Genomic DNA, 26,455 nt, shown 5'->3' with positions numbered 1-26,455 from the left:
GCTATGATCTTTAAGAAAATCAGAAAAGGGCATATTAACTGGCAGGATTTTTTATGCAGTATTCCGGCAAGGGATTATGTATTCCAAAAGGATGCATATGAAGACCAGATTGACAGAACAGCAGAGTATATAAGAAATGCAGACTGTGTTATAATCGGGGCAGGAGCCGGGGCATCGACAGCGGCAGGAATCCAGTATGGCGGCAAAAGGTTTACGGACAATTTTGCAGAATTTATAAAAAAATACGGTGGGCACTACATGACAGATATGTATGCAGCCGGATTTTATCCATATCCGTCTGAGGAGGCAAAGTGGGGATACTGGTCAAAACATGCATTGATGAACCGCTTTGATCCTCCGGCATTGCCGCTTTATATAGAGCTTTATGATATTGTAAAGAACAAAGAATATTTTGTGCTTACAACCAATGTGGATCATCAGTTTTATAAGGCAGGATTTGATGAACAAAGAATATTTGCAACACAGGGAGACTATGGAAAAATCCAGTGCCAGAAAGCCTGTCATCCAAAGACATATAATGCGGAAGAACTGTTTCATAAAATGGATGAAGCAAGAAAGGATTGCCTGATTCCATCAGAGCTTGTACCAAAATGTCCGGTGTGTGGCGGCAATATGGCTATGAATCTGCGTTGTGATAATTATTTTGTGGAAGATGAAGCGTGGCATGAGGCAGCCGACAGGTATGCAGACTTCATGGAACAGAATAAGGATAAAAAGGTTGTTCTTTTGGAACTTGGAGTTGGATTTAACACCCCGATAATTATAAGATTTCCTTTTGAAAAGATGGTGCGGGAGAATTCATCTTATAGTCTGATACGTCTGAATATGGACGAAGCGGTAGTGCCGGAAAGCTTCGGGAAGCGTGCAATCGGTATTGGCGGTGATATGGCAAAGGCAATTACGGATATAAGGGGGAAAGTATTATGACACAGGATGAACGAAGAGAATATCTGATCCATTATCTTTTAAAAGAAGAAATGAAATTTGTCAGACAGAGTATTCCTACGGATAAGCAGGGGCAGGAAAATCTGCTCCGCTCACTTATGAATGTCAGACCGCCAAGACCAATCAGTAATGATTTTTTGAAAATACAGGATGAGTATCTTACAGAAAGAAATATAGAGCGTGGAATCACAGATGTTGACACGCTTGCACCTGTAAAATCCGATTTGAGATTATATATCTGGCAGGGGGATATTACCACTTTGAAATGTGATGCGATCGTGAATGCGTGTAACTCACAGATGCTTGGTTGTTTTTCACCGATGCATGCCTGTATTGATAACTTTATTCATACTTATGCTGGAATGGAACTTCGTCTGAAAATGCATGAAATTATGGCAAAGCAGGGGCATGAAGAAGAGACCGGCAAAGCAAAGATAACATCGGGATACAATCTTCCGACAAAATATATTCTTCATACGGTAGGACCTATTATACAATGGAAAGTCACAAAAGAAGACGAAGACCTGTTGGCAAGCTGCTACACAGAGTGCCTAAAGCTTGCAGCTGATACTGGTGTGGAATCTATTGCATTCTGTTGTTTGTCTACAGGTGTATTCCGTTTTCCACGGCAACGAGCTGCCGAGATTGCAACGAACACTGTAAAGCAGTATCTTAACAAAGACAGCAGAATAAAAAAGGTAATCTTTAATGTGTTTATGATGATTTGGGCAAATGTTACAGAGGATGAACTCAAAGAGAAAAAAGAAATTCAGACAACCTTTGGAGAGACTCTTTCATGGGATTATCTTTGCTATGCAAGAGAAAATCCTATTATATGGGAAATCCCAACGCACATTTTGTATGGTGAAAAAGATAATCTTACCGCTTATGGAACGATATTTGAATTTGTACAGAGGACTAATTCAACACTTTCTATTATGAAAAATGGAGAGCATTGGTTTCATACGGATGAACAAATGAAATTTCTTGATGAATGGATAATAAAATCTTCCAAATAAATTCAAGTTTGGAGAATTGAGAAAATCGGAATTTTGGAGGTTATTATGGCTTTTGATTTTAAAAAAGAGTATAAAGAATTCTATATGCCGAAGAACAAACCAGAGATTGTAAATGTACCTAAGGCAAATTATATTGCAGTTAGAGGAAAAGGCAATCCAAATGAAGAAGGCGGAGCATATCAACAAGCAATCAGTGTTCTATATGCTGTTGCATACACATTAAAAATGAGTTACAAGACTGATTATAAAATTGAAGGATTTTTTGAATATGTTGTTCCGCCATTGGAAGGTTTTTGGTGGCAGGATGATGTCGAGAGTGTAGATTATACAAATAAGTCTGCTTTCAGCTGGATTTCTGTTATCCGTTTGCCTGATTTCATTTCTAAAGCTGATTTTGACTGGGCGGTAGAAACAGCAACGAAAAAGAAGAAACTTGATTGTTCGTCAGCAGAGTATCTTACGATTGATGAGGGATTATGCGTTCAAATTATGCATATAGGTTCTTTTGATAATGAGCCAGCAACTGTTGCGCTTATGGATACTTATTTAGAACAAAATGGATATGTTAATGATATTAACAAAGATAGGTTGCACCACGAGATTTATATGTCTGATGCAAGAAAGGTTGCCCCAGAAAAATGGAAAACTGTAATTAGACATCCAATTAAGAAAGCGTAAAATTCCCGTTTATTGGGAAGTCGCAGAGAACGAAAAATCGGAATTTTGCTTTCGATGACCAGAATGAAAATCGTTACCGTTGCGCCTGTTTTCACAAGCGTTGCGTGACATAAAAAGAATTCTATTTTAATATCAAAGTATCAAAAACAAAGGAGGTTCTTTTTATGTTGAAGGAATTAAAGAAAAACAAAATGAGTGTTGTTGCAACTGGAATTTTATTTGGTGTTATGGGGGTATTAATTATTCCTATGATAGCAGTAATTATAAAAATATCGAATGCATTATCCCAAAAACATCCTAGGATATACAAGTATAGTATGATTGCTTTTATCGGTATGTTATTGGCAATTAGCCTATTTTGCGTTGTTATTAAACATCAGATGAGTTTTCTTGTAATAGTTGCTTGTTTAGCAATAACATTATGCGACACTATTAAAAACAGATAATAAATGGAGTACAACTATGGAAATATCAGATTTGATTAAATCAGCCAGAATTGAAAAGGGCTTAACCCAACAACAACTGGCTGATGTTGTCTTTGTTACGCGACAGACAATTTCGAAATGGGAATTGGGAAAAAGTGTTCCCGACCAAGCCTCTCTTATATTGCTATACCAGTATTTGGACATCAAGGATAATGAGAAAAAACAGTTATCAAAGCTTATTTTTAATAAGCAAAATATTATATTAATTTTGATTGCAATCTTATTTTCTCCTATGGTTATTGGAGTACGTTTTATCTGTTGTAAAATTGATAAGATTGAAAATCGAAAAATTAAAGCGGTAATCAAGGTTATTGGCTTTGTTGTATTCTCATCGTATCTAGTATCTTTAAAAGAAAATGTGGCGTATTTGTTAATTGGTATATTTTCTCTGGTGTATTTGTTATATCAATTCTATTTGAGTGGATTGGAAACTAAATGATTTGTGTCAGCAAGTTTAAGGCAAGCGATAATTCATGAAATTCCAGTTTATAGAATTAAGAAAATGAAATGTAAGGAGGAGTATGTAAATGAAATTAGCAGATTTAGCAACAGGCTCTGATTGGATAGTGTGGATTGTCTTTGTGATATTTGCTGTACTTTCTATTATTTTACTTTCTGGACATGGAAGCTGGTTCATTTCTGGATATAATACAGCTTCAAGAGAAGAAAAGGAAAAATATGATGAAAAGAAGTTATGCAGAACAATGGGAATTGGAATGTCTATTATAGCAATTCTTGCATTAACTATGAGCTTGTTTGAAAATATTTTGCCTGCATTTTTTATATATATTGCATTGGGGATTATTTTGGTTGATGTCGTGGTAATTATCATTTTAGGAAACACACTATGCAGAAAGTAATAACTTCCAGTATGTAGAGAATAAGTAGTAATAAAAATCTGTAAACCCCTTACGCCACCCAAGGGCGTAAGGGGATACAGATTTTTTTTGATGGAAAGATAAGAAAGTTTATACAAAAATTGAATAATTTTTTATGGAAAATATAAAGATATTTTGGTATAACCTAATTGCTTAGCAGTATTTTTAGCTTCGGATAATAGGTGTTTTCCGATGCCCTTTTGCCGGTAATATTCGTCTACATATAAATAAATGCCTTATGACGTTATAACGCTTCAAGTGAAAACTATGCATTTTATATTTTGTTCTACATCTCCAGTGAATCTTCTGTGTCTACCCAAATTTGCATCGTGCCATCAAGGTACAGCCTTGCATATTCAAGCGGTTCGTCAATCGCCAGTGCATTTAACGCACACTGAGAGCATGGTGTAGTTTTAATACTATTTTCTGCCTTATTGCAGTCAATACGAAGCATATAACCAGTATGGGTGTAGATGTCTATGCTGTTCTAGTACATATTGTATTCTGCGTAAATAATATTCATATCGTGTCTCCTTCAAATCAATTAATCACATTAAAAAAATCAGAAGCATTTCAATCAGTTCACCATGTCAGTTTCATTTTGTGTTATACTGTGTTATATGATTTTGTTGCCCTTGCTTTTTCCCTTACCAGAGTCCGTAAACTCTGGTGGGACGATATAACACAAGGGAACATATAAGGGAAAGATCACCTGTCACAAACTTAGTGTTTTCAATAGTTTGTGAGAAATTTGATAACAAAATATAACAGTTATTAAATCCCATAAAACAGGTGAAATCTCAATCGGAATTGTTTTAATATGTCTTGGATGCGGAAGGCGAACAAAAGCTAATTTCTATTCTGGATAGTTAATAAAGAGAGGTGCATATGCTATGCCAGGTATACTCGTGGTTGAAGATGATGAAAATTTAAATCGTGGAATTACATTCTCACTGAAAAAATCCGGATATGAGGTTTTTTCAGCAGAATCAGTGAAAAAAGCGAAAAGAATTGCAAGTGATAATAATGTGGATGTTACCATTTGTGATGTGAATCTTCCGGATGGGAATGGACTGGAATTTGTAAGGTGGATGAGATGCAATTATAATACATACATTATTTGTCTTACAGCACTAGATCAGGAGATGGATCAGGTCATGGGATATGAAGCAGGGGCAGATGATTATATTACAAAGCCGTTTAGTCTTTCGGTACTTCTTTTGAAAATAGAAGCACATTTCCGCCGCAGACAGGAGAAAACGGAAGCCGGAAAGATGATTTCGGGAGATATCGTATTTATCGCAGGAGAAATGAAAGTCCTGATAAAGAGTCGTGAAATCAGTCTGACAAAAACGGAGTTGAAAATGCTGACTTTTTTTCTTCAGAATCCGAAACAGATTCTTTCAAAAACACAAATATTGGAAAATGTGTTTGATCTGGAAGGGGATTTTGTGGATGAAAATACAATCGCTGTCAATATCAGAAGACTCCGTGAGAAAATCGAAGACAATCCGGCTGCACCGGTCTATATAAAGAATATCAGAGGTCTTGGGTATATATGGAATCAGGAGGTAAGGCAGTGACAAAGAGATATCGCAAGAAGATTACAGTAGTGCTCTCCTTGGTATTACCTGTCATATTATTGTTTGCAATATTAAATTGCTTTACCACGTATGTGTTTTATGAAGATTATAAATATAAAATGAATCTTATGACAGAGATTGCTACAAAGGAAGAATTTTCCGGGCTGGATGCTGTTTCGGAATTGCTTAAGAATAAGGATGTTGAAACCAACGAACAGGGAATGCAATTATTGGAGCAATATGGATACTGGGGAAATAAAGGGAATGCATTTTATTTGCAATTCCGGCATCAGGTTATGGTGACCAGTGCTGTAAGCACTGTGATATGTGTGCTTCTCTTGACTTTTTTATTTTATTGGAAGAAAAAAGAAGATGCGTGTCATCAGAAAATTTTAGACCAGTTGGAAGAAATTCTGATCAGATTCCGTGAAAATAAATTTGATGATTTACTGAAAACGGAAAATCTTGCAGAACTGGAAAAATTGAATGACCAGCTTGAAGCAATCGGACATCATATTCAGTTGCTAAAGGAAGAAGCAAGGGCAGAAAAGGAGAACACGAAAGAAATGGTTTCTGATATTTCTCACCAGTTAAAGACACCGGTTGCAGCTTTGGATACATGTTTTAGTGTGCTGATGCAGAATGACTTAAGTGCCACAGAACAGGAGGAGTTTCGTATCCGTTGTCGGAGTGCTCTGGATGGACTGGAGACATTATTGCAGTCGCTTCTTGAAATATCCAAGATGGAAACTGGACTGATTCAGATTAATAAGAAAAAACTTCCGCTTATGGATACTGTCATATCTGCTGTGAACTGTACTTATCCAAAAGCGGATGAGAAAGAAATTGAATTCGTTTTTGACTATGCAAAAGAGCTGGAAACATGTATGGTTATGCAGGATAAAAGATGGCTTGGTGAAGCTGTGATCAACGTTCTGGATAATGCAATCAAGTACAGTCCGTGTGGTTCAAAAATATTTATCCGGTTACAAAAAAGAAACGATCTTGTAAGAATGGAAATTGAGGATCAGGGAATTGGTATTCCGCAGAATGAGTATCACAAAATTTTTCAACGATTTTACAGAGGAAGTTCCAAGGAGGTCATGGAAAAGAGTGGTACAGGAATCGGACTTTTTCTATCGAGAGAAATTATCGAAAAACACGTAGGTACGATTACGGTAACCTCCGGCAAAAAGAAAAAAGGAAGCACGTTTGTGATTCAATTACCATATGTTGGTTAAATTTTAAGTGGGCAGAAATCTTACAATTCTGTAAGACTTCTGCTCGTTTTTTGAAAGTGAAATGAAAGATTATCCTGATACAATTTGGATGTAGGTTGAAAAGGTACACTTTACAGAATTAAAAAGGAGGCAACACATGAGTGTGATATTAGAAACCAAGCAGCTTTGTAAATTTTATGGCGCGGGTGAGAATCAGGTCAAAGCGGTCAATCAGGTGGACATTCAGATTGAGCAGGGAGAATTTGTCGCAATTGTTGGAAAGTCAGGTTCCGGTAAAAGTACATTACTTCATATGCTTGGAGGGCTAGACACCCCGACAAAAGGCAGTGTTACTTTAGCAGGGAAAGATTTATACAGGATGAAGGAAGATGCCCTTGCTGTTTTCCGCAGAAGAAAAATCGGATTTGTTTTTCAGGCATTTAATCTGGTTTCATCTGTTAATGTCTGGGAAAATATTGTACTGCCACTGGGGCTGGATGGAAGAAAAGTGGATGAAGCGTATGTAAATGATATCATTGCAACTCTGGGGATTGAAAACCGGATTTATAATCTGCCAAATCAGTTATCCGGAGGACAGCAGCAGAGAGTAGCAATTGCAAGAGCACTGGTGAATCGTCCGGAAATTATATTTGCAGATGAGCCGACAGGAAATCTTGATTCCAAGACCAGTGATGAGGTAATCGCCCTGCTTAAGATGACAGCAAAAAAATATGGACAGACAATTGTAATGATTACCCATGATGACGAAATTGCACAGGTCGCTGATCGTATTCTGGTGATTGAGGACGGACAGGTGGTGGATTTCAGATGAAGACAATAAGCAGGATTGCATATAGCAATGACAAAAGGAACAGGACAAGAAGTATACTGATCATGATGGCAATCTGTCTGACCACGATGCTGCTTGTTATCATCAGTACTGTGGGAAATGGGGTAATTCATTTACAGAAAAGTCAGGCGGCAGGATCATATGGAAGCAATTATGGTCTGTTTGTTTCCGCAGACGGATCGCAGTTAAAAGAAGTAAACCGCCGTGCGGAAATAGATGCTACAGGCACTATGTGCACCGAAGGTATCATAAAAGGCAATGAAAAAGGCGGGTTTGTCTGCATGGATGAGACTGCAAGAAAAATGCTTCCTTATAATAAAGAATATGAGTTGAAGGAAGGAAAGTATCCGGAAAAAATGCAGGAAATTGCCGCAGGAAGAGCATTTTTTCGTGCAATGGGGTATGGTGATGTAAAGATCGGAGATACGGTTACACTGGATTACCGCGCAGGGATGCAGTCAGAATATAAGCCGGAAGAATTTGTTGTCAGCGGAATCCTATATGATCGGGATGAGTATACCATCGAGGCATCTTATGTTGCTTTCGGGTCACAGGAGTTTTATGATGAGCACGTCGCAGAGAATGACAGACAGTATAATATTTATTTTACTTTAAATGATTCTGCAAATGTATCTATGAATAATATTGATTCGGTTATAAAGCAGATTGCAGCAGCTTGTGGGATCGAAGAAAAAAACGTTATAGTCAATGATCTCTATTTGCAATGGGTCTTGCAGCCGAGTTATGAAACGATTGCGGTATGCGGGGTTTTGATTCTTGCAATTGTACTTTTCTCTGTTGTGGTCATTTATAATATTTTTCAGGTCGGTATTGCCAATAAGATACAGGAGTATGGAAAAATCAAGGCTCTGGGAGCAACAAAAAAGCAGATGAAACAACTGATCTTCAGAGAGGGTATGTTTTTGACAATTTTTTCAATACCGGTTGGATTGCTTCTGGGCTTTCTGATTGCAAAATGCGGTTTTAACTGGCTGGTAGAACAGGGGAATCTTGTATCAACCGGAACTGACTCTATGGGAGTCCAAAATCAGCAGGTGTCACTGTTTTCCCTGCCTGTTATGCTTCTATGTATTTTCGTATCATTTCTTACCGTTGCTTTGGCACTGCGTAAACCAATGAAAATTGTTTCACGGATTTCACCTATCGAAGCAACACGGTATTTAGAAAATGCAGAAACACAAAAAAAAGGAAAACGAAATGGCAGAAAAAATGTCACCGTGTTTTCTATGGCAATGGCAAATGTAACGGGTAATCCCAAAAGAACTATTGGTACCATCCTCACAATGGGGCTTTCCTGCACATTGTTTGTGATTATTTCTAATTATGTGGGAAATATTGACACGGAGCATGAAGCACGTCTTTCCGTTAATCATGGACAATTTGAACTGCAGCTTGACTATTCTTCTGAGTATGATGAAAGATATCCGGAGAATAATCTGGATACGATTCTGACGGATAATCCATTGAATGATTCGCTGATTGAAGAAATCAAAAGCATTCCGGGAGTGACAGATGTCATGACGAGAGAGATTGTCTCTGTAAATCTGAACGGAACAAGATTTCCGGCTGCTGTTGTGAGTAAAAAGGATTTTGATTTTATGCGCCAAGATGGGGATATTGGTTCTATGGACTATGATCAGGCGGTAAAGAATGGTGATATTTTCTTTGGCTGGTCAACGTGGATGGAACAAGATGGATATGCTCCGGGTGAATCAATTGCATTTGACTTTGAAAATGGAAGTGGAACCTATACCTATCAGGGAAAGATTGCAGGATCCTTTGTAAGTGCGGACACTTATCTTGTCATTCCGGAAGGTGTATACCGTTCCATGAATCCGAGAGGAACAGCCTATGGTTATCTGTGGGTGGACTGTGATAAAAAAGATGTGGCATCTGTGGAACAGAGTCTGAATACTTTGATTTCTAATACTTCGCATATAAAAATGGATACCTATCATGCACAGTTAGAATCTGCAGAATCAGTAACCCGCATGATGAAGCTTGGCTGTTATCTGTTTATGGCGGTTGTAGGACTCATCGGTTTTATGAATATGGCAAACACCATGATCATGAATATTACGACAAAAAAGCAGGAATATGGTGTATTACAGGCTGTGGGCATGACAAATAAACAATTAAATTTATGCCTGCAGTTACAGGGACTGATGTTTACGGTTGGCACCATATGCGTAGCTTTGATTATTGGTCTGCCGCTCGGCTATGCACTTTTTTCCTATGCAAAGCATAATGGAATATTTGGAATGAATATTTATCATGTTCCAATCGTACCAATTTTTATTATGATTTTTTTGGTCGGTCTGTTGCAGATTGTACTTTCCTGCGTTTTAAGCAGTAATCTGAAAAAGGAAACGCTGGTTGAAAGAATAAGGTATCAGGGATAGCAAGTAACCAAGCTGTCACTCGGGCAATGAGTGACAGCTTGGTTTGCGAGTATACGTCAAAAGATTCTGTGCCCCTTTGACATTATCATAATTCTAAAAAATCTTCTGCATCGCCCAACCGCTTTCAAAAATACACATTTTTTTATTTCTTGAAAGTGGAAACTATGTAAAGGCAATCCGATTCTTTACTTAATTTCAGGAAAAAGAAAAAATATCAAAAAATTGATGATTAATGGTGAGCTTGTGATAGAATGAAAAAAAGAGAAAAGCATAAAGGATGTAGTTGGGGAGAATATTTGTTATGATTAGAAAGTTGCTGAACGGAGATGTAGATAGAGTTGCTGATATATGGTTAAAGACAAATCTGAAAGCACATTATTTTATTTCCAATCGATACTGGACAAGTAATTATGAATTAGTGAAAGAAATGGTGTCACAATCCGAAGTCTATGTGTTTGAAGCGGATAAAATGATACAAGGATTTGTAGGACTAAATGATGAATATATCGAAGGTATTTTTGTCGCTGAAGAAACGCAGTCATGTGGCATAGGTAAGCTTTTATTGGATTATATTAAGGATAAAAAAGTTAGATTACAATTAAATGTATACCAGAAGAATACCAGAGCAATTTCTTTTTACCAAAGAGAAGGGTTCATTATTCAATGCGAAGGTTTGGATGAAGCTACTGGTGAAAAAGAGTACACCATGCTATGGAAACAAAAATAAAAATCGTTAAGGAAAAAATCGAAATTGATGCAAACGAAAGGGCAGTTAATGAAAATTCACAAAGGCTACATAGTTCTCTGTTATAATAGATAAAGTCAAAGAAAAATATATCATGAAAATATAGATTTAAGAGGAGGGCCGGGTCTTATGGATAAGATCAAAATATTAGTAGTAGATGATGAAAGCAGGATGCGGAAACTGGTGAAGGATTTTCTGGAAAGAGAAGGATATCAGGTGATCGAAGCCGGAGATGGTATGGAAGCAATGGAACAATTTTATGATGAAAAAGATATTGCGCTGATCATCCTGGATGTGATGATGCCAAGAATGGACGGCTGGCAGGTATGCCGTGAAGTGCGCCAGTCATCCAAAGTTCCGATTATCATGCTGACTGCAAGATCAGAAGAGAGAGACGAATTACAGGGATTTGATCTTGGTGTCGACGAATATATCTCAAAACCATTCAGTCCGAAGATCCTGGTAGCCAGAGTGAATGCAATCTTAAGAAGAGCCAATGTAATAGGAGAGAGTAATGAGATCAATGCCGGCGGAATTGTGATCGACAAAGCAGCACATCAGGTGAAGATTGATGATAAGGAGATTGAATTAAGCTTTAAAGAATTTGAACTTCTGACGTATTTTGTTGAGAATCAGGGCATTGCATTATCAAGAGAGAAAATTTTGAATAACGTATGGGATTACGATTATTTTGGAGATGCAAGAACCATTGATACACATGTTAAGAAGTTGAGAAGCAAACTCGGAGAAAAAGGAAATTATATCAAGACAATCTGGGGGATGGGGTACAAATTTGAGGTTGATGAAGAATGAAGATCATAAGTGAAGAAAAAAAAGCAAAGATCAAAAACAGGCATCATTCGATCAAGACGCAGATGATCATGGCATTTGTAGGACTGCTGATCTGCCTGGTAGTGACATTAATGTTCATCAATGGCAAATTTCTGGAACCATATTATATCAGTAAGAAGGAATCCCGTTTTATAGAGCTTTATGAAAAGCTGAATAATGTATCAAATGAAGATAAGTGGAACAGTGCAAGGAAAAATAGTTCACTTATTCATTTCGCTGAAAAGAATAATATTTCTTATCTGGTCATAGAAAAAGATAATGATGTACATACAAATGTGCATGATAAGAATATGCTGAAGAATCAGATGATGGGATATTTTCTGAATCAGGCACAGAAAGAAAGCAGAATCCTGGATTCCACGGAAGTTTACCAGATCAATCAGTCATGGGATCCATGGAATCAGAACTATTATGTAGATATGTGGGGAAGCCTGGATGATGGCAGTCAGTTCCTGCTCAGAAGTCCGGTGGAAAGTATGCGGGAGAGTGCGGCGATATCGAATCGTTTCTTATTATATATAGGAAGTATTTTGATGGTTGTATCTATCCTGCTGATCTGGTATTTTGCAAAACGTATCACAGAACCGATCCGCGAATTGGCAAGATTATCAGACCGTATGGCAGATCTTGATTTTGATGCAAAATATACCAGTGGTGGAAGTAATGAGATTGGGGAACTTGGTGAGAACTTTAACCGGATGTCGGAAAAACTGGAAAGTACAATTTCGGAGCTCAAGAAGGCGAATAACAGCCTGCAGAAAGATATCGAAGAGAAAGACAAGCTGGAAAAGATGAGAAATGAGTTTCTGGGAAATGTATCGCATGAATTAAAGACACCGATCGCACTGATCCAGGGATATGCCGAAGGATTAAAAGAGGGTGTGAATGAAGATGCGGAGAGCCGGGAATTCTACTGTGATGTAATCATGGATGAAGCTTCCAAGATGAATCAGATGGTTAAGAATCTTCTGACATTAAACCAGTTGGAATTCGGCGATGAGGATATTGTGTTTGACAGATTTAATCTTACAGCACTTGTAAGAGGTGTGCTCCAGAGTATGGAAATCATGGCAGATCAGGCAGGGGCAAAAATTCTCCTGCATACAGAAGAAGATATCTATGCATGGGCAGATGAATTTAAAGTAGAGCAGGTCGTGAAAAATTATGTCAGCAATGCATGTCATCATGTCAGCGGGGATATGGTGATAGAGGTAAAAATGGTTCAAAAAGACGGTAAAGTGCGGGTATCCGTATTTAATACCGGAACTCCGATACCAGAAGCAGATATTGCACATATCTGGGATAAATTCTATAAAGTCGATAAAGCACATACACGCGAATATGGCGGCAATGGAATCGGTCTTTCTATTGTAAAAGCGATTATGAAATCGTTCCATCAGGAATATGGAGTAAAGAATTATGATAATGGAGTTGAATTCTGGTTTGAACTTGATGTACAATAAAGAATAATGGGCACGGAATGAATGGCCGGAGAGTTCCAGATCACATACGAAAGGCAGGACGACGAGATGATAGCGATTATTGACTACGATGCAGGAAATATAAAGAGTGTGGAAAAAGCCATGCAGCTTCTGGGACAGGAAGTAACAATCACAAGAGACAGAGAGACGATCATGAATGCAGATAAGGTAATCCTTCCGGGAGTCGGAGCATTCGGAGATGCGATGGGAAAACTCAGACAGTATGGACTTGATGAAGTAATCAGAGACGTAACAGCCAAAGGAACGCCATTTCTTGGAATCTGCCTCGGACTGCAGTTATTATTTGAACGAAGTGATGAGACTCCGGGTGTGGAAGGCCTTGGGATCTTGAAGGGAGAGATATTAAGAATCCCGGATCAGGAAGGACTTAAGATCCCTCACATGGGATGGAACTCACTAAAATTCCAAAATAACGGAAGATTATTTAAAGATATTCCGGAAGATTCCTATGTATATTTTGTACATTCGTATTATCTGAAAGCAGAGGATGAAGGCATTGTGACTGCAACAACAGAGTATAGTACACATATCCATGCTTCGGTAGAACAGGGAAATGTGTTTGCATGCCAGTTCCATCCGGAAAAGAGCAGTGATATAGGAATTCAGATTTTAAAGAACTTTGTGGAATTATAGGGGGACAAGGCAATGCATACAAAAAGAATTATTCCATGTCTGGATGTAAATAACGGAAGAGTGGTAAAAGGAGTCAATTTTGTATCTTTAAGGGATGCGGGAGATCCTGTCGAGATTGCAAAGGCATATGATAAGGCAGGGGCGGATGAACTGGTATTTTTGGATATTACAGCATCTTCGGATGCGAGAGGTACAGTCGTCGATATGGTCCGCAAAGTAGCGGAAAATGTGTTTATTCCGTTTACGGTAGGTGGAGGAATCCGTACAGTGGACGATTTTAAAGTTCTTTTGAGAGAGGGTGCGGATAAGATTTCTATTAATTCATCTGCAATCAATACACCAAATTTAATTTCTGAAGCGGCGGAAAAGTTTGGAAGCCAGTGTGTGGTAGTGGCAATCGATGCAAAGAAACGAGAAGATGGAAGCGGATGGAATATCTATAAGAATGGCGGACGTATCGATGTAGGAATTGATGCTGTGGAATGGGCAGCGAAAGTGGAGAAGCTTGGTGCAGGAGAGATTCTTCTGACCAGTATGGACTGCGACGGAACGAAAGCAGGATATGATCTGGAACTTACAAGAGCAATCGCAGAAGAAGTGAGTATTCCGGTAATCGCATCCGGCGGGGCAGGCAATCTGGAACATTTCTACGATGCACTGACAGAGGGAAAGGCAGATGCAGCGCTGGCGGCATCCTTATTCCATTACAAAGAGCTGGAGATCAGGGAAGTAAAAGAATATTTAAGAGAAAAAGGTGTATCTGTCCGTCTATAGTTTGTAGTCTGTATGACAGCGTGGACAAAAAAATAAAAAGGATAGTGTGAAAAATAATGGCAGCGATTAATAATGACTGGCTGGACGCTCTGAAAGAAGAGTTCAAAAAGCCATACTATAAGAAATTATTCGAGACAGTAAATGAGGAATACAGAACAAGACAGATCTTTCCTCCGGCAGATGATATCTTCAATGCATTTCATCTGACACCGCTTCATAATGTAAAGGCAGTAATTCTGGGGCAGGATCCATATCATAATGTAGGACAGGCGCATGGACTCTGCTTTTCGGTAAAAAAAGGCGTGGATGTGCCGCCTTCGCTTGTGAATATATATAAAGAACTACATGATGATCTGGGATGTACAATCCCGAATCACGGCTGTCTGACTAAATGGGCAGAACAGGGTGTGCTGATGTTGAATACGGTATTAACCGTAAGGGCACATCAGGCGAATTCCCATAAGGATATCGGATGGGAAGAATTTACCGATGCGGCGATCATGGCGCTTAACAGTCAGGATCGTCCGATCGTGTTCATCTTATGGGGAGCACCGGCGCAGAGAAAGGCGAGGATGCTGAATAATCCGAAGCATCTGATTCTGAAAGCACCGCATCCGAGTCCGCTGTCTGCGTACCGCGGATTTTTTGGAAGTAAGCCATTCAGTCAGACGAACGATTATCTGAGAGCGCACGGAATAGAGCCGATCGACTGGCAGATCGAATAAATGAGGAGTATATAGAAAAAGTATGAAAAGAGGAAAAGCACTACTTGCAATATTCAGTGCAGGTCTGTTACTGACTGCCTGTGGGAATCCTTCGGAAAAAGGAGTCGAGTATCTTGAAAAAGGAGAATACGATCAGGCGGTTGAACAGTTTGAGCAGGCAATAGAAAAGAATAAGAATACCGGAGATGCCTGGAGAGGAATCGGCATCGCGAAATGGGAACAAAAAGATTATAAAGGAGCAAGGAATGCATTCAGGAAGGCTTTGGATAATAATGCCGAGAAGACAGGAACCATTTATAATCTCATTGGAAACTGTGATCTGAAATTAGGCAAAGCAAAAGAAGCATTGAACTATTATAATCTTGGACTGGAACAGGATGACGTCAGCAAGAAGATGAAGAAAGAAATGAAATATAATATCATCGTTGCCTATGAGAAGATGGAAGACTGGGAGAGCGCGGAAGTAAAACTGGAAGAATATCTGGAAAGTTATCCGAATGACAAAGCAGCCAAAAAAGAAGCAGAATTCCTGGAGACGCGTTAATAGAATATGATAGAAATAAAAGATGAAACAGAAAAAGTGATTCTGGTCGGAGTTGCTCTTTCAGATCAGGATGATACAAAAGAATCACTGGAAGAATTAAAAGATCTGGTATCGACAGCCGGGGCAGAGACGGCAGGAATGCTGATCCAGAACCGGGAACAGCAGCATCCGGCAACTTATGTCGGAAAGGGAAAGATTGAAGAATTAAAAAATATGATCTGGGAATTGCGTGCGACCGGGATTGTGTGTGATGATGAATTGTCTCCGGCGCAGATGAAGAACCTGCAGGATGAACTGGATGTGAAAGTTATGGACAGAACCCTGATCATTCTGGATATCTTTGCGGCAAGGGCATCGACCAGTGAAGGTAAGATACAGGTAGAACTGGCGCAGCTTAAGTATCAGCAGACCAGACTGACCGGCTGGGGAAGAGCGATGTCCAGACTGGGAGGCGGAATTGGAACCAGAGGACCGGGAGAGAAGAAACTGGAGATGGATCGCCGCCTGATCAAAAGCCGGATCGCACAACTGAACCGTGAATTGAAGGATGTCAAAAAACACCGGGAAGTGACCAGAGAGCAGAGAAGCAGAAGTCATATTCCGGTGGCAGCAATCGTAGGATACACGAATGCAGGGAAATCTACACTCTTAAACACTCTGACCGGTGCAGGAATTCTTGCAGAAGATAAATTATTTGCAACTCTGGATCCCACTACCAGGGATCTGAAACTGCCAAGCGGTCAGGAAATTCTCATGACGGATACGGTAGGATTTATCAGAAAGCTTCCACATCATCTGATAGAGGCTTTTCGGAGTACACTGGAAGAAGCAAAATACGCAGACATCATCCTGCATGTAGTGGATGCTTCGAATCCACAGATGGATGAACAGATGTATACCGTATATGAGACACTGCAGAATCTCGGAGTGAAAGATAAGCCGGTGATCACGGTATTTAATAAGATTGACCGCATGGAAGATACCTGGGTTCCGAGAGACCTGCGTGCAGATTATCATGTAAAAATCTCGGCAAAGACGGGAGAAGGAATTACAGGATTCCTTCAGTCCATAGAAGCTGTATTGAGGGAGCGGAAAGTGGAGATTGAGGCATTGTATCCATATAAAGAAGCCGGAAAGATCCAAAAGATCCGGAAGTACGGAGAACTTCAGGAGGAAGAATACCGGGAGGATGGTATCTTCGTGAGGGCATTCGTTCCGGCAGAACTTTATGGGCAGGTACGTCCGGAAGGCGTCACACCGAACAATTGCTTATAAGCTCTGGAAAACGTAGAATAATCTTTAAATCCACAATCATAACAGACCTGTGTGCCCGGCACACCGGAAGATAATAGTTCTTTTGCAAGCAGGAGCCGCTTCTGGGAGATGTACTGTCCCAGTGTATAACCAGTTTCCTGCTTAAATAATCTCATCATATAATATTTGCTGATATAGAACTGTCCGGCGATCAGGTCGATCGATAAGTTCTCACAGAGGTGCTCGCCGACGTAATCAAGGATGGCGAGCACCTTTTCGTTACAATTAACCGTGTCAATGTATTCCAGCCGGTTTTTTCTTACCGCACGGTTCAGATGGATCATGAATTCCAGGAACATTACCTGCCGGTAGAGTTCGGAGGCATAGCCGCCGTCAGTGAAAGAGTGTTCCAGATTAGAGATAGAACGGAACAGGGAACTCTTTTCCGGCGAGGGGATGCGCAGAACATTGGAGTGCTCCTGATCAGCTTTTTGGAAACAATAACTCAGATCATAGCTTTCGGTCTGATATGCGTTCATAAAATTCGGAGAGATGTAGACAATAATTCTCTCATAAGGGCAGGAATTGTCTACTGTCAGCTTATGAATATCTCCCTGTTTTACCAGAACGATATCATAAGGCTTTAAGTCGTAAGAGCGGCCTTCGATCATATAATTGACCTTTCCCCGAATAAAGATTGTAATCTTATCAAAATCGTGATAATGGTAATCGATTTCTTTGGTCTCCTGATCAGTCAGGTGAAAAAGTCTGAATTCACTGTTCAGATATCCTTTTTTCTCGTATTGTTTCATATATATCCTCCATATATTATTAAAAATACAATATCAAAATCAGAGTGATTCGAGACAGATAAAAAGCTGCAAATAGTATCTGTAATCAGTTTATAGGAAAATGGCATTATTTGCAAGAAACATGGCATTATTTGTGTAGATTATGGAAATAATGCCTGTTATGATATGGATAAAGAGAAAGATGCAGCTAACAGATGCAGTGAGCGGCGAATACTCTGCGTGAACTATATACAGTTAAAAGAAATAAAAATACAACAGAAGAAATTTTTGAATGTAATCAAAGACGGGGATTAAAAATCAGGAGGAAGAAAGATGAAAGTAGTATTGGAACGTTATCATGGATTGGGGAATGATTATCTTGTATTTGATCCGAATCACAATGAATTAGAACTGGATCAGGCAAATGTAAAAATGATCTGTGATCGTAATGAGGGGCTTGGCGCTGACGGAGTTCTGGAAGGACCGATCCTGAAAGAAGACGGTATGCATGTAAAAGTATGGAATCCGGACGGAAGTGAATCAGAGACCAGTGGAAACGGTGTCCGTATTTTTGCAAAATATCTGAAAGATGCCGGTTACGTACAGAAAAAGAATTTCAAATTATATACAGGAAACGGTCCGGTGGAAGTGACATTCTTAAATGAAGATGGAAGCCGGCTGCGTGTATCTATGGGAAAATTATCATTTTGGAGTGATGAGATCCCGGTCATCGGCGAGAGGCGTGAAGTGATCAACGAGGACATGGTATTCGGAAGGACGTTGTATCCGGTTACCTGTGTATCCATCGGTAATCCACACTGCGTGATCCCTATGCGTGAGATTTCCAAACCGCTGGTATGCAAGATCGGTGATTATTCCGAGATCGCAAGATATTTCCCGAACAGAATCAATACACAGATCATGCAGGTGATGGATAAAGAGAATATTGCGATCGAGATCTTTGAGCGTGGTGCAGGATACACCAGAGCATCCGGAACCGGAGCATGTGCGGCAGCAGGTGTAGCGTACAAACTGGGACTTACGAACAGTAAAGTGATCGTTCATATGCCGGGAGGAGAACTCCAGGTAGAAGTAGAAGATGACTGGAATGTATACATGACAGGAGATGTGTTCTACGTTGCGAAGATGACACTTAGTAATGAATTTGCAGAGAGACTGCGTGCATTATAAGATACCGGGGAAATCTTGCAAAAGCTGTCGTGAATGACAGTATAAAAGCAGGTTTTACAGCTATACACAAACATATATTCGTGTTATACTAGGGCATAAGGAGGAAACCTTATGCCTTTAAAATTTGTATTCGGGCCATCCGGCTCAGGAAAATCAACTTATTTATATCAGCATGTCATAGAAGAATCAGAAAAATACCCACTGAAGAATTTCATAGTGCTCGTACCGGAACAGTTCACAATGCAGACGCAGAAGGATCTGGTCAGTATGCATCCGAGACACGGTATCATGAATATCGATGTACTGAGTTTTGCAAGACTTGCTTACCGGGTATTTGAAGAGACCGGTACAAAGCAGATGCAGGTTCTGGATGATGAAGGAAAAAACCTGATCCTCAGAAAGATTGCAGGGGATTATGAGAACAAACTGACGGTATTGAAAGGGAATATTAAGAAACTTGGCTATATCAGTGAGGTAAAATCCGTGATATCCGAATTTACACAGTATGATATCGGGGAAGAAGAGATTGATGAGATGCTGGATCATCTGGATGAAGACTCCAGATTGTATTACAAGTTAAAAGATATCAGGCTTTTGTATGAAGGTTTTCAGGATTACTTAAGAGAGCGGTATATCACGAAGGAAGAATTGCTGGATGTATTGAACAGTCAGGTAAAAGAATCAGAACTTTTGAAAAACAGTGTTGTAGTTCTTGACGGATTTACCGGATTTACACCGGTGCAGAACCGGCTGATACTGGAACTTATGCGGTGCTGCAAGGAAGTCTGGGTGACAGTTACGATGGATGAACGGGAGAATCCGTATGCTTATAAACATCCATATCAGCTGTTTGGACTGAGTAAGCAGATGATAACGACACTGGTCAGAATGGCGGGGGAAGATCATATAGAGGTAGAAGAACCGGTCTGCCTGTATGGATATCCGGTGAAACGATTTGAAAAGAACCAGGAACTTGCATTTTTGGAGAGAAATATCTTCCGGTACGGGTCTGGAAGGTATGATAAAGCTGTGGAGAATCTGGAAATCCATGCAGCAGGGAACCCAAGACAGGAAGCAGATGCAGTGGCAGAGGGAATCCGCAGACTGGTACGTAAAGAGCAGTACAGATACAGAGATATCGGTGTGATCGTCAGTGATATGAATGTATATGGAGACTATCTGGAACAGGCATTTGAGAATTACGGGATTCCGGTGTTTATGGATCATAAGAGAAGCATCCTGTTGAATTCATTTGTAGAATATATAAGGAGTCTTCTAAATATGGCGGAAAAGAATTTCTCTTATGAAAGTGTATTCCGCTTCTTAAGAACGAATCTTGCAGGATTCGCCTGCGAGGAAGTCGATGAACTGGAAAACTATGTGCTCGGACTGGGAATCAGGGGATATAAAGGCTGGCAGAACCGTTGGATCCGCAGATTGAAGGGGATGGAAGAAGAGGAACTGGACCGGCTGAATCATTACCGTGTACAACTGGTAGAAAAAGTGGATAACCTGATGTTTGTATTAAAACAAAAGAGGAAAACGGTGCGAGATATCACGATGGCAGTATATGAGTTCATGGTGAAGGAAAATATACAGGAACGCCTGCAAAGAACAGAAGAAGAATTTCAGAAAGCAGGTGAGCTGGCACTGGCGAAGGAATATTCACAGGTCTACCGGATCATTATAGAATTATTTGATAAATTTGTAGAACTTCTGGGTGAGGAACCGGTGGGACTGAACGAATATTGTAAGCTTCTGGATGCAGGACTGGAAGAGGCAAGAGTCGGTGTGATTCCTCCAAGTGTGGATCAGGTAGTGGCAGGAGATATGCAGAGAACAAGATTAAAAGACATCAGGGCACTCTTTTTTCTTGGAGCCAATGACAGCTTCCTTCCCGGAGCACTTATGAGAACCGGTCTGTTAACGGAACAGGACAGAGAGAAGTTCCGGCAGGCGGATCATGCGCTGGCGGCAGGCGGAAAGGAAAAAGCATATGTCCAAAAGTTTTACCTGTATATGAACCTGACTAAGCCGTCGGAGAAACTGAAGATTTATTATAGTAAAGTGTCTGCAGGAGGGAAAGCACAGCGTCCGTCTTATCTGATACAGGAATTATCAAGATTATATCCGGAGTTAAAGGTTCAGGATGAAGAAGCAAAAAAACTAAAGGAAAAAGAACTGACGGAGAAAAGTGGAGTTGCTTATCTGATCCGTGGACTGCAGGAGAAGAATCTGGACCTCACCTGGCAGGAATTATATACCTGGTATCAGAAATCTCCGGAATGGAAAGCTGCGGTGGACCGGATTTTGCGCGCATGGTACTACAGGCGTCCGGAAGATCCATTATCGGAACGTGTAGCAAGAGAACTTTATGGAGAGAATTTCGAAGGAAGCATCACGAGAATGGAACGGTATGCGACCTGTGCGTGTGCACATTTCCTTGCTTACGGGCTCCGCCTGAAGGAACGGCCGCTGTATGAATTTAAAGCAGTCGATCTGGGAAATGTCTGTCACAGGGCCCTGGAACTGTTTTCGAAAAAGGCGTCGGAGGCGGGCGGCTGGACAGTATTGCCGGAAGAAGAAAGAAAAAAGCTGATCGATGCAAGTGTGGAAGAAGCGATTACAGATTATGGCAATTCTGTATTATACAGTACGGCAAGAAATGAACAGATGATCGTGCGCATGAAGCAGATGCTGGAGAGAACAGTATGGGCACTTACGAACCAGCTGAAAGCCGGGGACTTTGTGCCGGAGGCATATGAACTGCGTTTCTTCGGAGGAAAGATTGACCGCATTGATATATGTGAGACGGAAGAGCAGATATATGTCAAAGTTATGGATTACAAGACCGGAAGTAAGGCATTTGACGTGGTTGCATTGTATCATGGCTTACAATTACAGCTTATGGTCTATATGGATGCAGCAGTCGAATTTCAGAAAAAGCGCCATCCGGATAAGGAGGTAATCCCGGCCGGTGTGTTCTATTACCGTATTCAGGATCCTCTGGTAGATAAGACAGAAGACAAAGAAAAAGCAGAGCGTGCAGTTCTAAAGCAGTTAAAACCGGATGGCATCATTCCGCTTGGGACAGAGATATTAAAGCATCTGGATCATAATACTTCGGGCGAATCTCTGGCGGTTCCGGTAAAATATAATAAGAACGGCAGCGTATCAGGGTACTCCAAAGTGGTTGCGGGAGAGGATTTTTCTGCGATGATGACTCATGCAAAAAGGCAGATGGAAGAGGCAAGAACGAAGATATTGAATGGTGAAGCAGGAGCCCTTCCTTATAAGCGCGGCCAGGAAAGCGGCTGTGATTACTGTCCGTACCGGCATGTCTGTGGATTCGATGTTAAGATCCCTGGATATGAATACCGTGATATCGGAGCGATGGGAAAAGAAGAGGCTATGGCGGCGATGCGGATAGAGCAGAGTGAGGCAGAGCAGAGCGGGAAAGGAGGAAATTAAGTATGGGTGTGAAATGGACCGAAGAACAGCAGAAAGTCATACAATTGAGGAATCGTAACATTCTGGTATCGGCAGCAGCAGGTTCCGGAAAGACGGCTGTTCTGGTGGAACGTATCATTACGATGCTGACAGAAGATGATCCTCCGGTGGATGTAGATAAGCTCCTGATCGTGACATTTACCGAGGCGGCAGCCTCAGAGATGAAAGAAAGGATTCGTCTTGCAATTGAGAAGAAACTGACGGAATACCCGGAAGATGAGCATTTGAAACAACAGGCAACCCTGATCCATAATGCGCAGATCACAACCATCCACAGCTTCTGTCTTTCTGTGATCCGCGATCATTTTCATGCGATTGATATTGATCCGGGATTCCGGATCGGTGAAGAAGGAGAACTGAAGCTGTTAAGACATGATGTGCTGGAGGAGATGCTGGAGGAGAAATATCAGGAAGGAAATAAACGGTTTCTTGATTTTGCGGCAGCTTACAGCACCGGAAGAGATGATAAAAAGATTGAAGATCTGATATTGAAGATCTATGAATTTTCCAGAAGTTATCCGGATAGTGAAGAATGGCTGGATTCCTGTGTGAAAGTATATGGAATACCGGATGTGAAGACGCTGGAAGAAAGCAGCTTCATGAAAAAGGTGATGACAGATATCCGAAAGAATCTGGATGATGCAAGAGAACTGCTGGCTCATGCGGAGAAGATCGCATTAAGTCCGGATGGTCCGGCGGTGTATGAGGCAACGCTGGATAAAGACATGCAGGTGATCGAGGATCTGTCCGGGATTCCGTCTTATGAGAAGATGGCAGAAGCATTTGCGAACGTAAAATGGGCAAGGATCGCAGCAAATAAAGATAAGACGGTATCGGAAGAAAAGATTGAGCAGGTTAAGAAGATCCGTGAACTGGTAAAAGGAATTGTAAAGAATATCAGCGGGCAGTATTTTTATGAAAGTCCGCAGGAACTGGTAGAGGATCTGAAACTATGTGCCCCGGCGATGGAAGAACTGGGAGATCTTGTGCGGCTGTTTGCGGAGAAGTTTGAGGAGCAGAAGCGTGCACAGAATATGATCGACTTTTCGGATATGGAACAATATGCACTGCGTATCCTGACAGAGAAGACTGAAGCGGGACTTGGACCGTCAAAAATAGCGGAAGAATACCAGAAACAGTTCCAGGAGATCATGATCGATGAATATCAGGACAGCAACCTGATCCAGGAAGCAATCCTTACCAGTGTATCGACCTGCAGAAGCGGAAGGTACAATATCTTCATGGTGGGGGATGTGAAGCAGAGTATTTACCGGTTCCGTCTGTCGAGACCGGAATTATTTCTGGAGAAATTCCACACATATAATATAGAAGAAAGTCAGACCCAGAGGATTGACCTGCACAAGAATTTCCGAAGCCGGAAGGAAGTACTGGAAGGTGCCAATGCGATATTCCGGCAGATTATGACGGAGAAACTGGGCGGGATTGTCTACGATAAGCAGGCAGCATTATATCCGGGAGCAGAATATCCGAAGACGGAGAATCTGGAGACAGAGATTCTGGTGATGGACGGTGATCTGGATGGATATCAGGAGAATGATGCAGTAGAAGAAGAAAACAGCACTGGTAATACGGATAAAGATACGGGAAAGGGAATTGTTTCCGAGAGAGAGCTGGAAGCCCGTATGATCGCCATGCGTATCCGGGAACTTCTGCGGTCGCAGAAAGTTACGGATAAGGAGACCGGAGAACTGAGAGATGTCCGCTATTCGGATATCGTGATCCTGACAAGAAGTATTAAAGGATTTGCCGATGTATTTACGGAAGTGCTGAACCGTGAAGGGATCCCGACCTATGCGGGAACCAGTGAAGGATATTTCCAGACACAGGAGATCGGCGTGCTTCTGGATTATCTGAGGGTTCTGGATAACCGGAGACAGGATATTCCGCTGGCAGCAGTATTAAGCTCGGCATTTGCGGAAATATCAGACGAAGAGCTGGCAGTGATCCGGTGTGCGTATCCGGATAAGCCGTTCTTTGAAAGCGTTGCAGAGTACAGAGTACATGGAAGTGAACAAAAGATCCGGGAAAAGCTGGAAAAGTGTCTGGGAGAGATGGACGAATTACGTAGAATTGTACCATATACACCGATGCATGAGCTTTTATGGAAGATACTGGATCGAACCGGATATGGAGATTATGTGGCAGCGATGCCCGGCGGCGCACAGCGCAGAGCGAATCTGGACATGCTGATCGAAAAAGCCAGGGCATACGAGGCAACCAGCTATAAAGGATTGTTCCATTTTGTAAGATATATCGAACAGCTGCAGAAATATGATGTGGATTATGGTGAAGCAAGTATTGAAGATGAACATGCGGATACGGTGCGCGTAATGACGATCCACAAAAGTAAAGGTCTGGAGTTCCCGGTTGTGATCGTTGCAGGAATGGGAAAACGTTTTAACATGCAGGATGCAAGAAGTGCAGTGGCACTCCATGCCGGTATGGGAGTCGGACTGGATGCGGTGAATCTGGAATATCGTACGAAGATTCCAAGTATCATCAAGAAAGTGATACAAAAAGAGGAAGCACTCGAGAGTCTGGGGGAGGAACTGCGTGTATTATATGTAGCCCTGACGCGTGCGAAAGAGAAGCTGATCATTACAGGAACACTTTCAAAACCAGAGGATAAGATTACCGGATATCAGATGTTTGGAGGAAACGCAGACGGAACATTATCATTCGCCCAGCTTAGCCATGCTTCCACATACTGGGACTGGATACTTCCGGCGGTATTAAAGAGTCAGAAAGAAGAACTGTTCAGACTTCAGATCCTGCATATGGAGGATCTGATAAAAGAAAGCATAGAGGAAGAAGAAAAGAGCGGTCTTTCAAGAGCCATTCTTGAAAACTGGAATGTAGAAGAAATCTATGAACCGGAATTGCACGAGATGCTGCAGGAACAGTTCGCATTTTCCTACCCATATGAAAAGAGCAGTGAAAGAAAGCTGAAATTCACCGTTACGGAATTGAAAAAAAGAGCTTATGAGATTGCGGTAGATGGCGGCCGGGAAGAACTTGAAGGCCAGGGTGATTTATTATACGAAGAACCGGAAGTGGTGCCGCTTTTACCGAAATTCATGCAGCAGGAAGAGGGACTGACAGGAGCACCGAGAGGTACGGCGTATCACCGTGTGATGGAGTTACTGGATTTTTCCGGTATGCAGGAGCCGTGGAAACAATGGTTCACCGGATGGCTGGAGGAACAGGTCAGAAGAGGAAGGATAGAAGAAGAGGCGGCAGCATGTGTCCGTTGGACAGATATTCTGAGATTTCTGCAATGTGATTCGGGAAAACGGATGCAGGAAGCAGACAGAAATCAGAAGCTCTGGAGAGAACAGCCGTTTGTACTTGGAATTAATGCAAAAGAGCTGTATCCGGAGGAAGAAGACGGGGAACTGATCCTGGTACAGGGAATCATTGATGCTTATTTTGAAGAACCAGATGGACTGATTGTGCTGGATTATAAGACGGATAAGGCAGACAGAGGAGAAGAACTGGCAGAGAAGTACCAGGAGCAGCTGCGCTATTATGCTAAGGCACTGGAACAGATGACAGGAAAAAAGGTTAAAGAAAAGATTATATATTCATTTACTTTGAAGAAAGAAATTTATATAAAATAACAAAGAGAAGCATATCCCAAGTCGGGGTGTGCTTCTTTTTGCGTTATGTATTTGGAAGAATCCGCTAGTGTCATATGATCAGCATCTTACAATTTTGTAACATACATAATATGTGTTGACATACTATATTATACGACGTATAATATGCGTAACAAAATAATATTAGATAATAGTGCGAAAGGGAGTGAGAG

The 26,455-nt window shown here is 41.0% G+C and carries 24 protein-coding genes; 21 read left to right on the top strand and 3 right to left on the bottom strand.

Annotated elements, in window-relative coordinates; translation table 11 throughout:
* Positions 1-3 precede the first annotated feature (3 nt).
* The 6 genes from NKF87_RS09885 to NKF87_RS09860 all read left to right on the top strand — a co-directional run bounded on the left by NKF87_RS09885 (position 4) and on the right by NKF87_RS09860 (position 4,008).
* On the top strand, positions 4-948 hold the full coding sequence (locus NKF87_RS09885; RefSeq protein ID WP_253583506.1) for a Sir2 family NAD-dependent protein deacetylase: 945 nt from the start codon (positions 4-6) through the stop codon (positions 946-948).
* Positions 945-1,985 carry a protein-ADP-ribose hydrolase gene (locus NKF87_RS09880; protein ID WP_330642770.1) on the top strand — a complete coding sequence of 347 codons (1,041 nt, stop codon included), beginning with the start codon at positions 945-947 and terminating at the stop codon, positions 1,983-1,985. Before NKF87_RS09885 ends, NKF87_RS09880 begins: the two co-directional genes overlap by 4 nt.
* 45 nt (positions 1,986-2,030) lie before the next feature.
* Positions 2,031-2,663 carry a GyrI-like domain-containing protein gene (locus tag NKF87_RS09875; protein ID WP_055247379.1) on the top strand — a complete coding sequence of 211 codons (633 nt, stop codon included), beginning with the start codon at positions 2,031-2,033 and terminating at the stop codon, positions 2,661-2,663.
* Between the two features lie 164 nt (positions 2,664-2,827).
* Entirely contained in the window at positions 2,828-3,109 is a 282-nt protein-coding gene (locus NKF87_RS09870; protein ID WP_118224540.1) for a hypothetical protein, read from the top strand.
* 16 nt (positions 3,110-3,125) lie between these two features.
* Positions 3,126-3,587 (top strand): helix-turn-helix transcriptional regulator, encoded by a 462-nt coding sequence (locus tag NKF87_RS09865; protein WP_007887521.1) that lies wholly within the window; start codon positions 3,126-3,128, stop codon positions 3,585-3,587.
* Positions 3,588-3,675: 88 nt separating this feature from the next.
* Positions 3,676-4,008 (top strand): DUF3784 domain-containing protein, encoded by a 333-nt coding sequence (locus NKF87_RS09860; RefSeq protein WP_028087922.1) that lies wholly within the window; start codon positions 3,676-3,678, stop codon positions 4,006-4,008.
* A 131-nt stretch (positions 4,009-4,139) separates the two neighbouring features.
* Here NKF87_RS09860 and NKF87_RS14600 read toward each other — a convergent pair whose 3' ends face one another.
* Together NKF87_RS14600 and NKF87_RS09855 are read right to left on the bottom strand one after the other, a co-directional pair.
* Positions 4,140-4,259, bottom strand: coding sequence for a GNAT family N-acetyltransferase (locus NKF87_RS14600; protein ID WP_371277988.1), 120 nt, complete (start codon positions 4,257-4,259; stop codon positions 4,140-4,142).
* A 53-nt stretch (positions 4,260-4,312) separates the two neighbouring features.
* Complete coding sequence (locus NKF87_RS09855) at positions 4,313-4,507, bottom strand: DUF6061 family protein (RefSeq protein WP_253584332.1); 195 nt, start codon at positions 4,505-4,507, stop codon at positions 4,313-4,315.
* Positions 4,508-4,919: 412 nt separating this feature from the next.
* Here NKF87_RS09855 and NKF87_RS09850 point away from each other — a divergent pair, with 412 nt between their 5' ends.
* The 12 genes from NKF87_RS09850 to hflX all read left to right on the top strand — a co-directional run bounded on the left by NKF87_RS09850 (position 4,920) and on the right by hflX (position 17,152).
* Positions 4,920-5,609, top strand: a complete 690-nt coding sequence (locus NKF87_RS09850) for a response regulator transcription factor (protein ID WP_008120506.1) — start codon at positions 4,920-4,922, stop codon at positions 5,607-5,609.
* Entirely contained in the window at positions 5,585-6,850 is a 1,266-nt protein-coding gene (locus NKF87_RS09845) for a sensor histidine kinase (protein ID WP_253583504.1), read from the top strand. The genes NKF87_RS09850 and NKF87_RS09845 overlap by 25 nt, the downstream gene beginning before the upstream one ends.
* 136 nt (positions 6,851-6,986) lie before the next feature.
* Positions 6,987-7,661 (top strand): ABC transporter ATP-binding protein, encoded by a 675-nt coding sequence (locus NKF87_RS09840; protein WP_006426335.1) that lies wholly within the window; start codon positions 6,987-6,989, stop codon positions 7,659-7,661.
* Positions 7,658-10,102, top strand: a complete 2,445-nt coding sequence (locus tag NKF87_RS09835) for an ABC transporter permease (protein ID WP_253583502.1) — start codon at positions 7,658-7,660, stop codon at positions 10,100-10,102. The genes NKF87_RS09840 and NKF87_RS09835 overlap by 4 nt, the downstream gene beginning before the upstream one ends.
* A 301-nt stretch (positions 10,103-10,403) precedes the next feature.
* On the top strand, positions 10,404-10,829 hold the full coding sequence (locus NKF87_RS09830) for a GNAT family N-acetyltransferase (protein ID WP_117598418.1): 426 nt from the start codon (positions 10,404-10,406) through the stop codon (positions 10,827-10,829).
* 147 nt (positions 10,830-10,976) lie between these two features.
* Entirely contained in the window at positions 10,977-11,660 is a 684-nt protein-coding gene (locus tag NKF87_RS09825; RefSeq protein WP_117598419.1) for a response regulator transcription factor, read from the top strand.
* Positions 11,657-13,162, top strand: coding sequence for a sensor histidine kinase (locus tag NKF87_RS09820; RefSeq protein WP_117598420.1), 1,506 nt, complete (start codon positions 11,657-11,659; stop codon positions 13,160-13,162). Before NKF87_RS09825 ends, NKF87_RS09820 begins: the two co-directional genes overlap by 4 nt.
* A gap of 66 nt (positions 13,163-13,228) precedes the next feature.
* Complete coding sequence (gene hisH, locus NKF87_RS09815) at positions 13,229-13,834, top strand: imidazole glycerol phosphate synthase subunit HisH (RefSeq protein ID WP_055284692.1); 606 nt, start codon at positions 13,229-13,231, stop codon at positions 13,832-13,834.
* A gap of 12 nt (positions 13,835-13,846) precedes the next feature.
* Positions 13,847-14,608, top strand: a complete 762-nt coding sequence (gene hisF, locus NKF87_RS09810) for an imidazole glycerol phosphate synthase subunit HisF (RefSeq protein WP_117598421.1) — start codon at positions 13,847-13,849, stop codon at positions 14,606-14,608.
* A gap of 56 nt (positions 14,609-14,664) precedes the next feature.
* Positions 14,665-15,333 (top strand): uracil-DNA glycosylase, encoded by a 669-nt coding sequence (locus tag NKF87_RS09805; protein ID WP_028086893.1) that lies wholly within the window; start codon positions 14,665-14,667, stop codon positions 15,331-15,333.
* Between the two features lie 22 nt (positions 15,334-15,355).
* On the top strand, positions 15,356-15,877 hold the full coding sequence (locus NKF87_RS09800; RefSeq protein ID WP_117598422.1) for a tetratricopeptide repeat protein: 522 nt from the start codon (positions 15,356-15,358) through the stop codon (positions 15,875-15,877).
* Positions 15,878-15,883: 6 nt separating this feature from the next.
* Entirely contained in the window at positions 15,884-17,152 is a 1,269-nt protein-coding gene (gene hflX / locus NKF87_RS09795) for a GTPase HflX (RefSeq protein WP_055284641.1), read from the top strand.
* Here hflX and NKF87_RS09790 read toward each other — a convergent pair.
* Complete coding sequence (locus tag NKF87_RS09790) at positions 17,104-17,943, bottom strand: AraC family transcriptional regulator (RefSeq protein ID WP_117598423.1); 840 nt, start codon at positions 17,941-17,943, stop codon at positions 17,104-17,106. The genes hflX and NKF87_RS09790 overlap by 49 nt on opposite strands.
* 312 nt (positions 17,944-18,255) lie before the next feature.
* On the opposite strand from NKF87_RS09790, the gene dapF reads away from it, so the two are divergent.
* The 3 genes from dapF to addA all read left to right on the top strand — a co-directional run bounded on the left by dapF (position 18,256) and on the right by addA (position 26,264).
* Positions 18,256-19,113, top strand: a complete 858-nt coding sequence (gene dapF, locus NKF87_RS09785; protein ID WP_028086897.1) for a diaminopimelate epimerase — start codon at positions 18,256-18,258, stop codon at positions 19,111-19,113.
* A 111-nt stretch (positions 19,114-19,224) separates the two neighbouring features.
* Positions 19,225-22,584: a helicase-exonuclease AddAB subunit AddB gene (addB, locus tag NKF87_RS09780; RefSeq protein WP_117598424.1), complete on the top strand. Its 3,360-nt coding sequence runs from the start codon at positions 19,225-19,227 to the stop codon at positions 22,582-22,584.
* A 2-nt stretch (positions 22,585-22,586) separates the two neighbouring features.
* The gene (addA, locus tag NKF87_RS09775) at positions 22,587-26,264 is read left to right on the top strand and encodes a helicase-exonuclease AddAB subunit AddA (protein WP_117598425.1); all 3,678 of its coding nucleotides are present in this window, start codon (positions 22,587-22,589) and stop codon (positions 26,262-26,264) included.
* The last annotated feature ends 191 nt before the right edge of the window (positions 26,265-26,455 follow it).

The sequence above is a fragment of the Dorea longicatena genome (assembly GCF_024168045.1).
GTDB lineage: Bacteria > Bacillota > Clostridia > Lachnospirales > Lachnospiraceae > Dorea_A.
The sequence above is the reverse complement of the archived record's forward strand: the minus strand, read 5'-3'. Positions and strand labels throughout refer to the sequence as shown.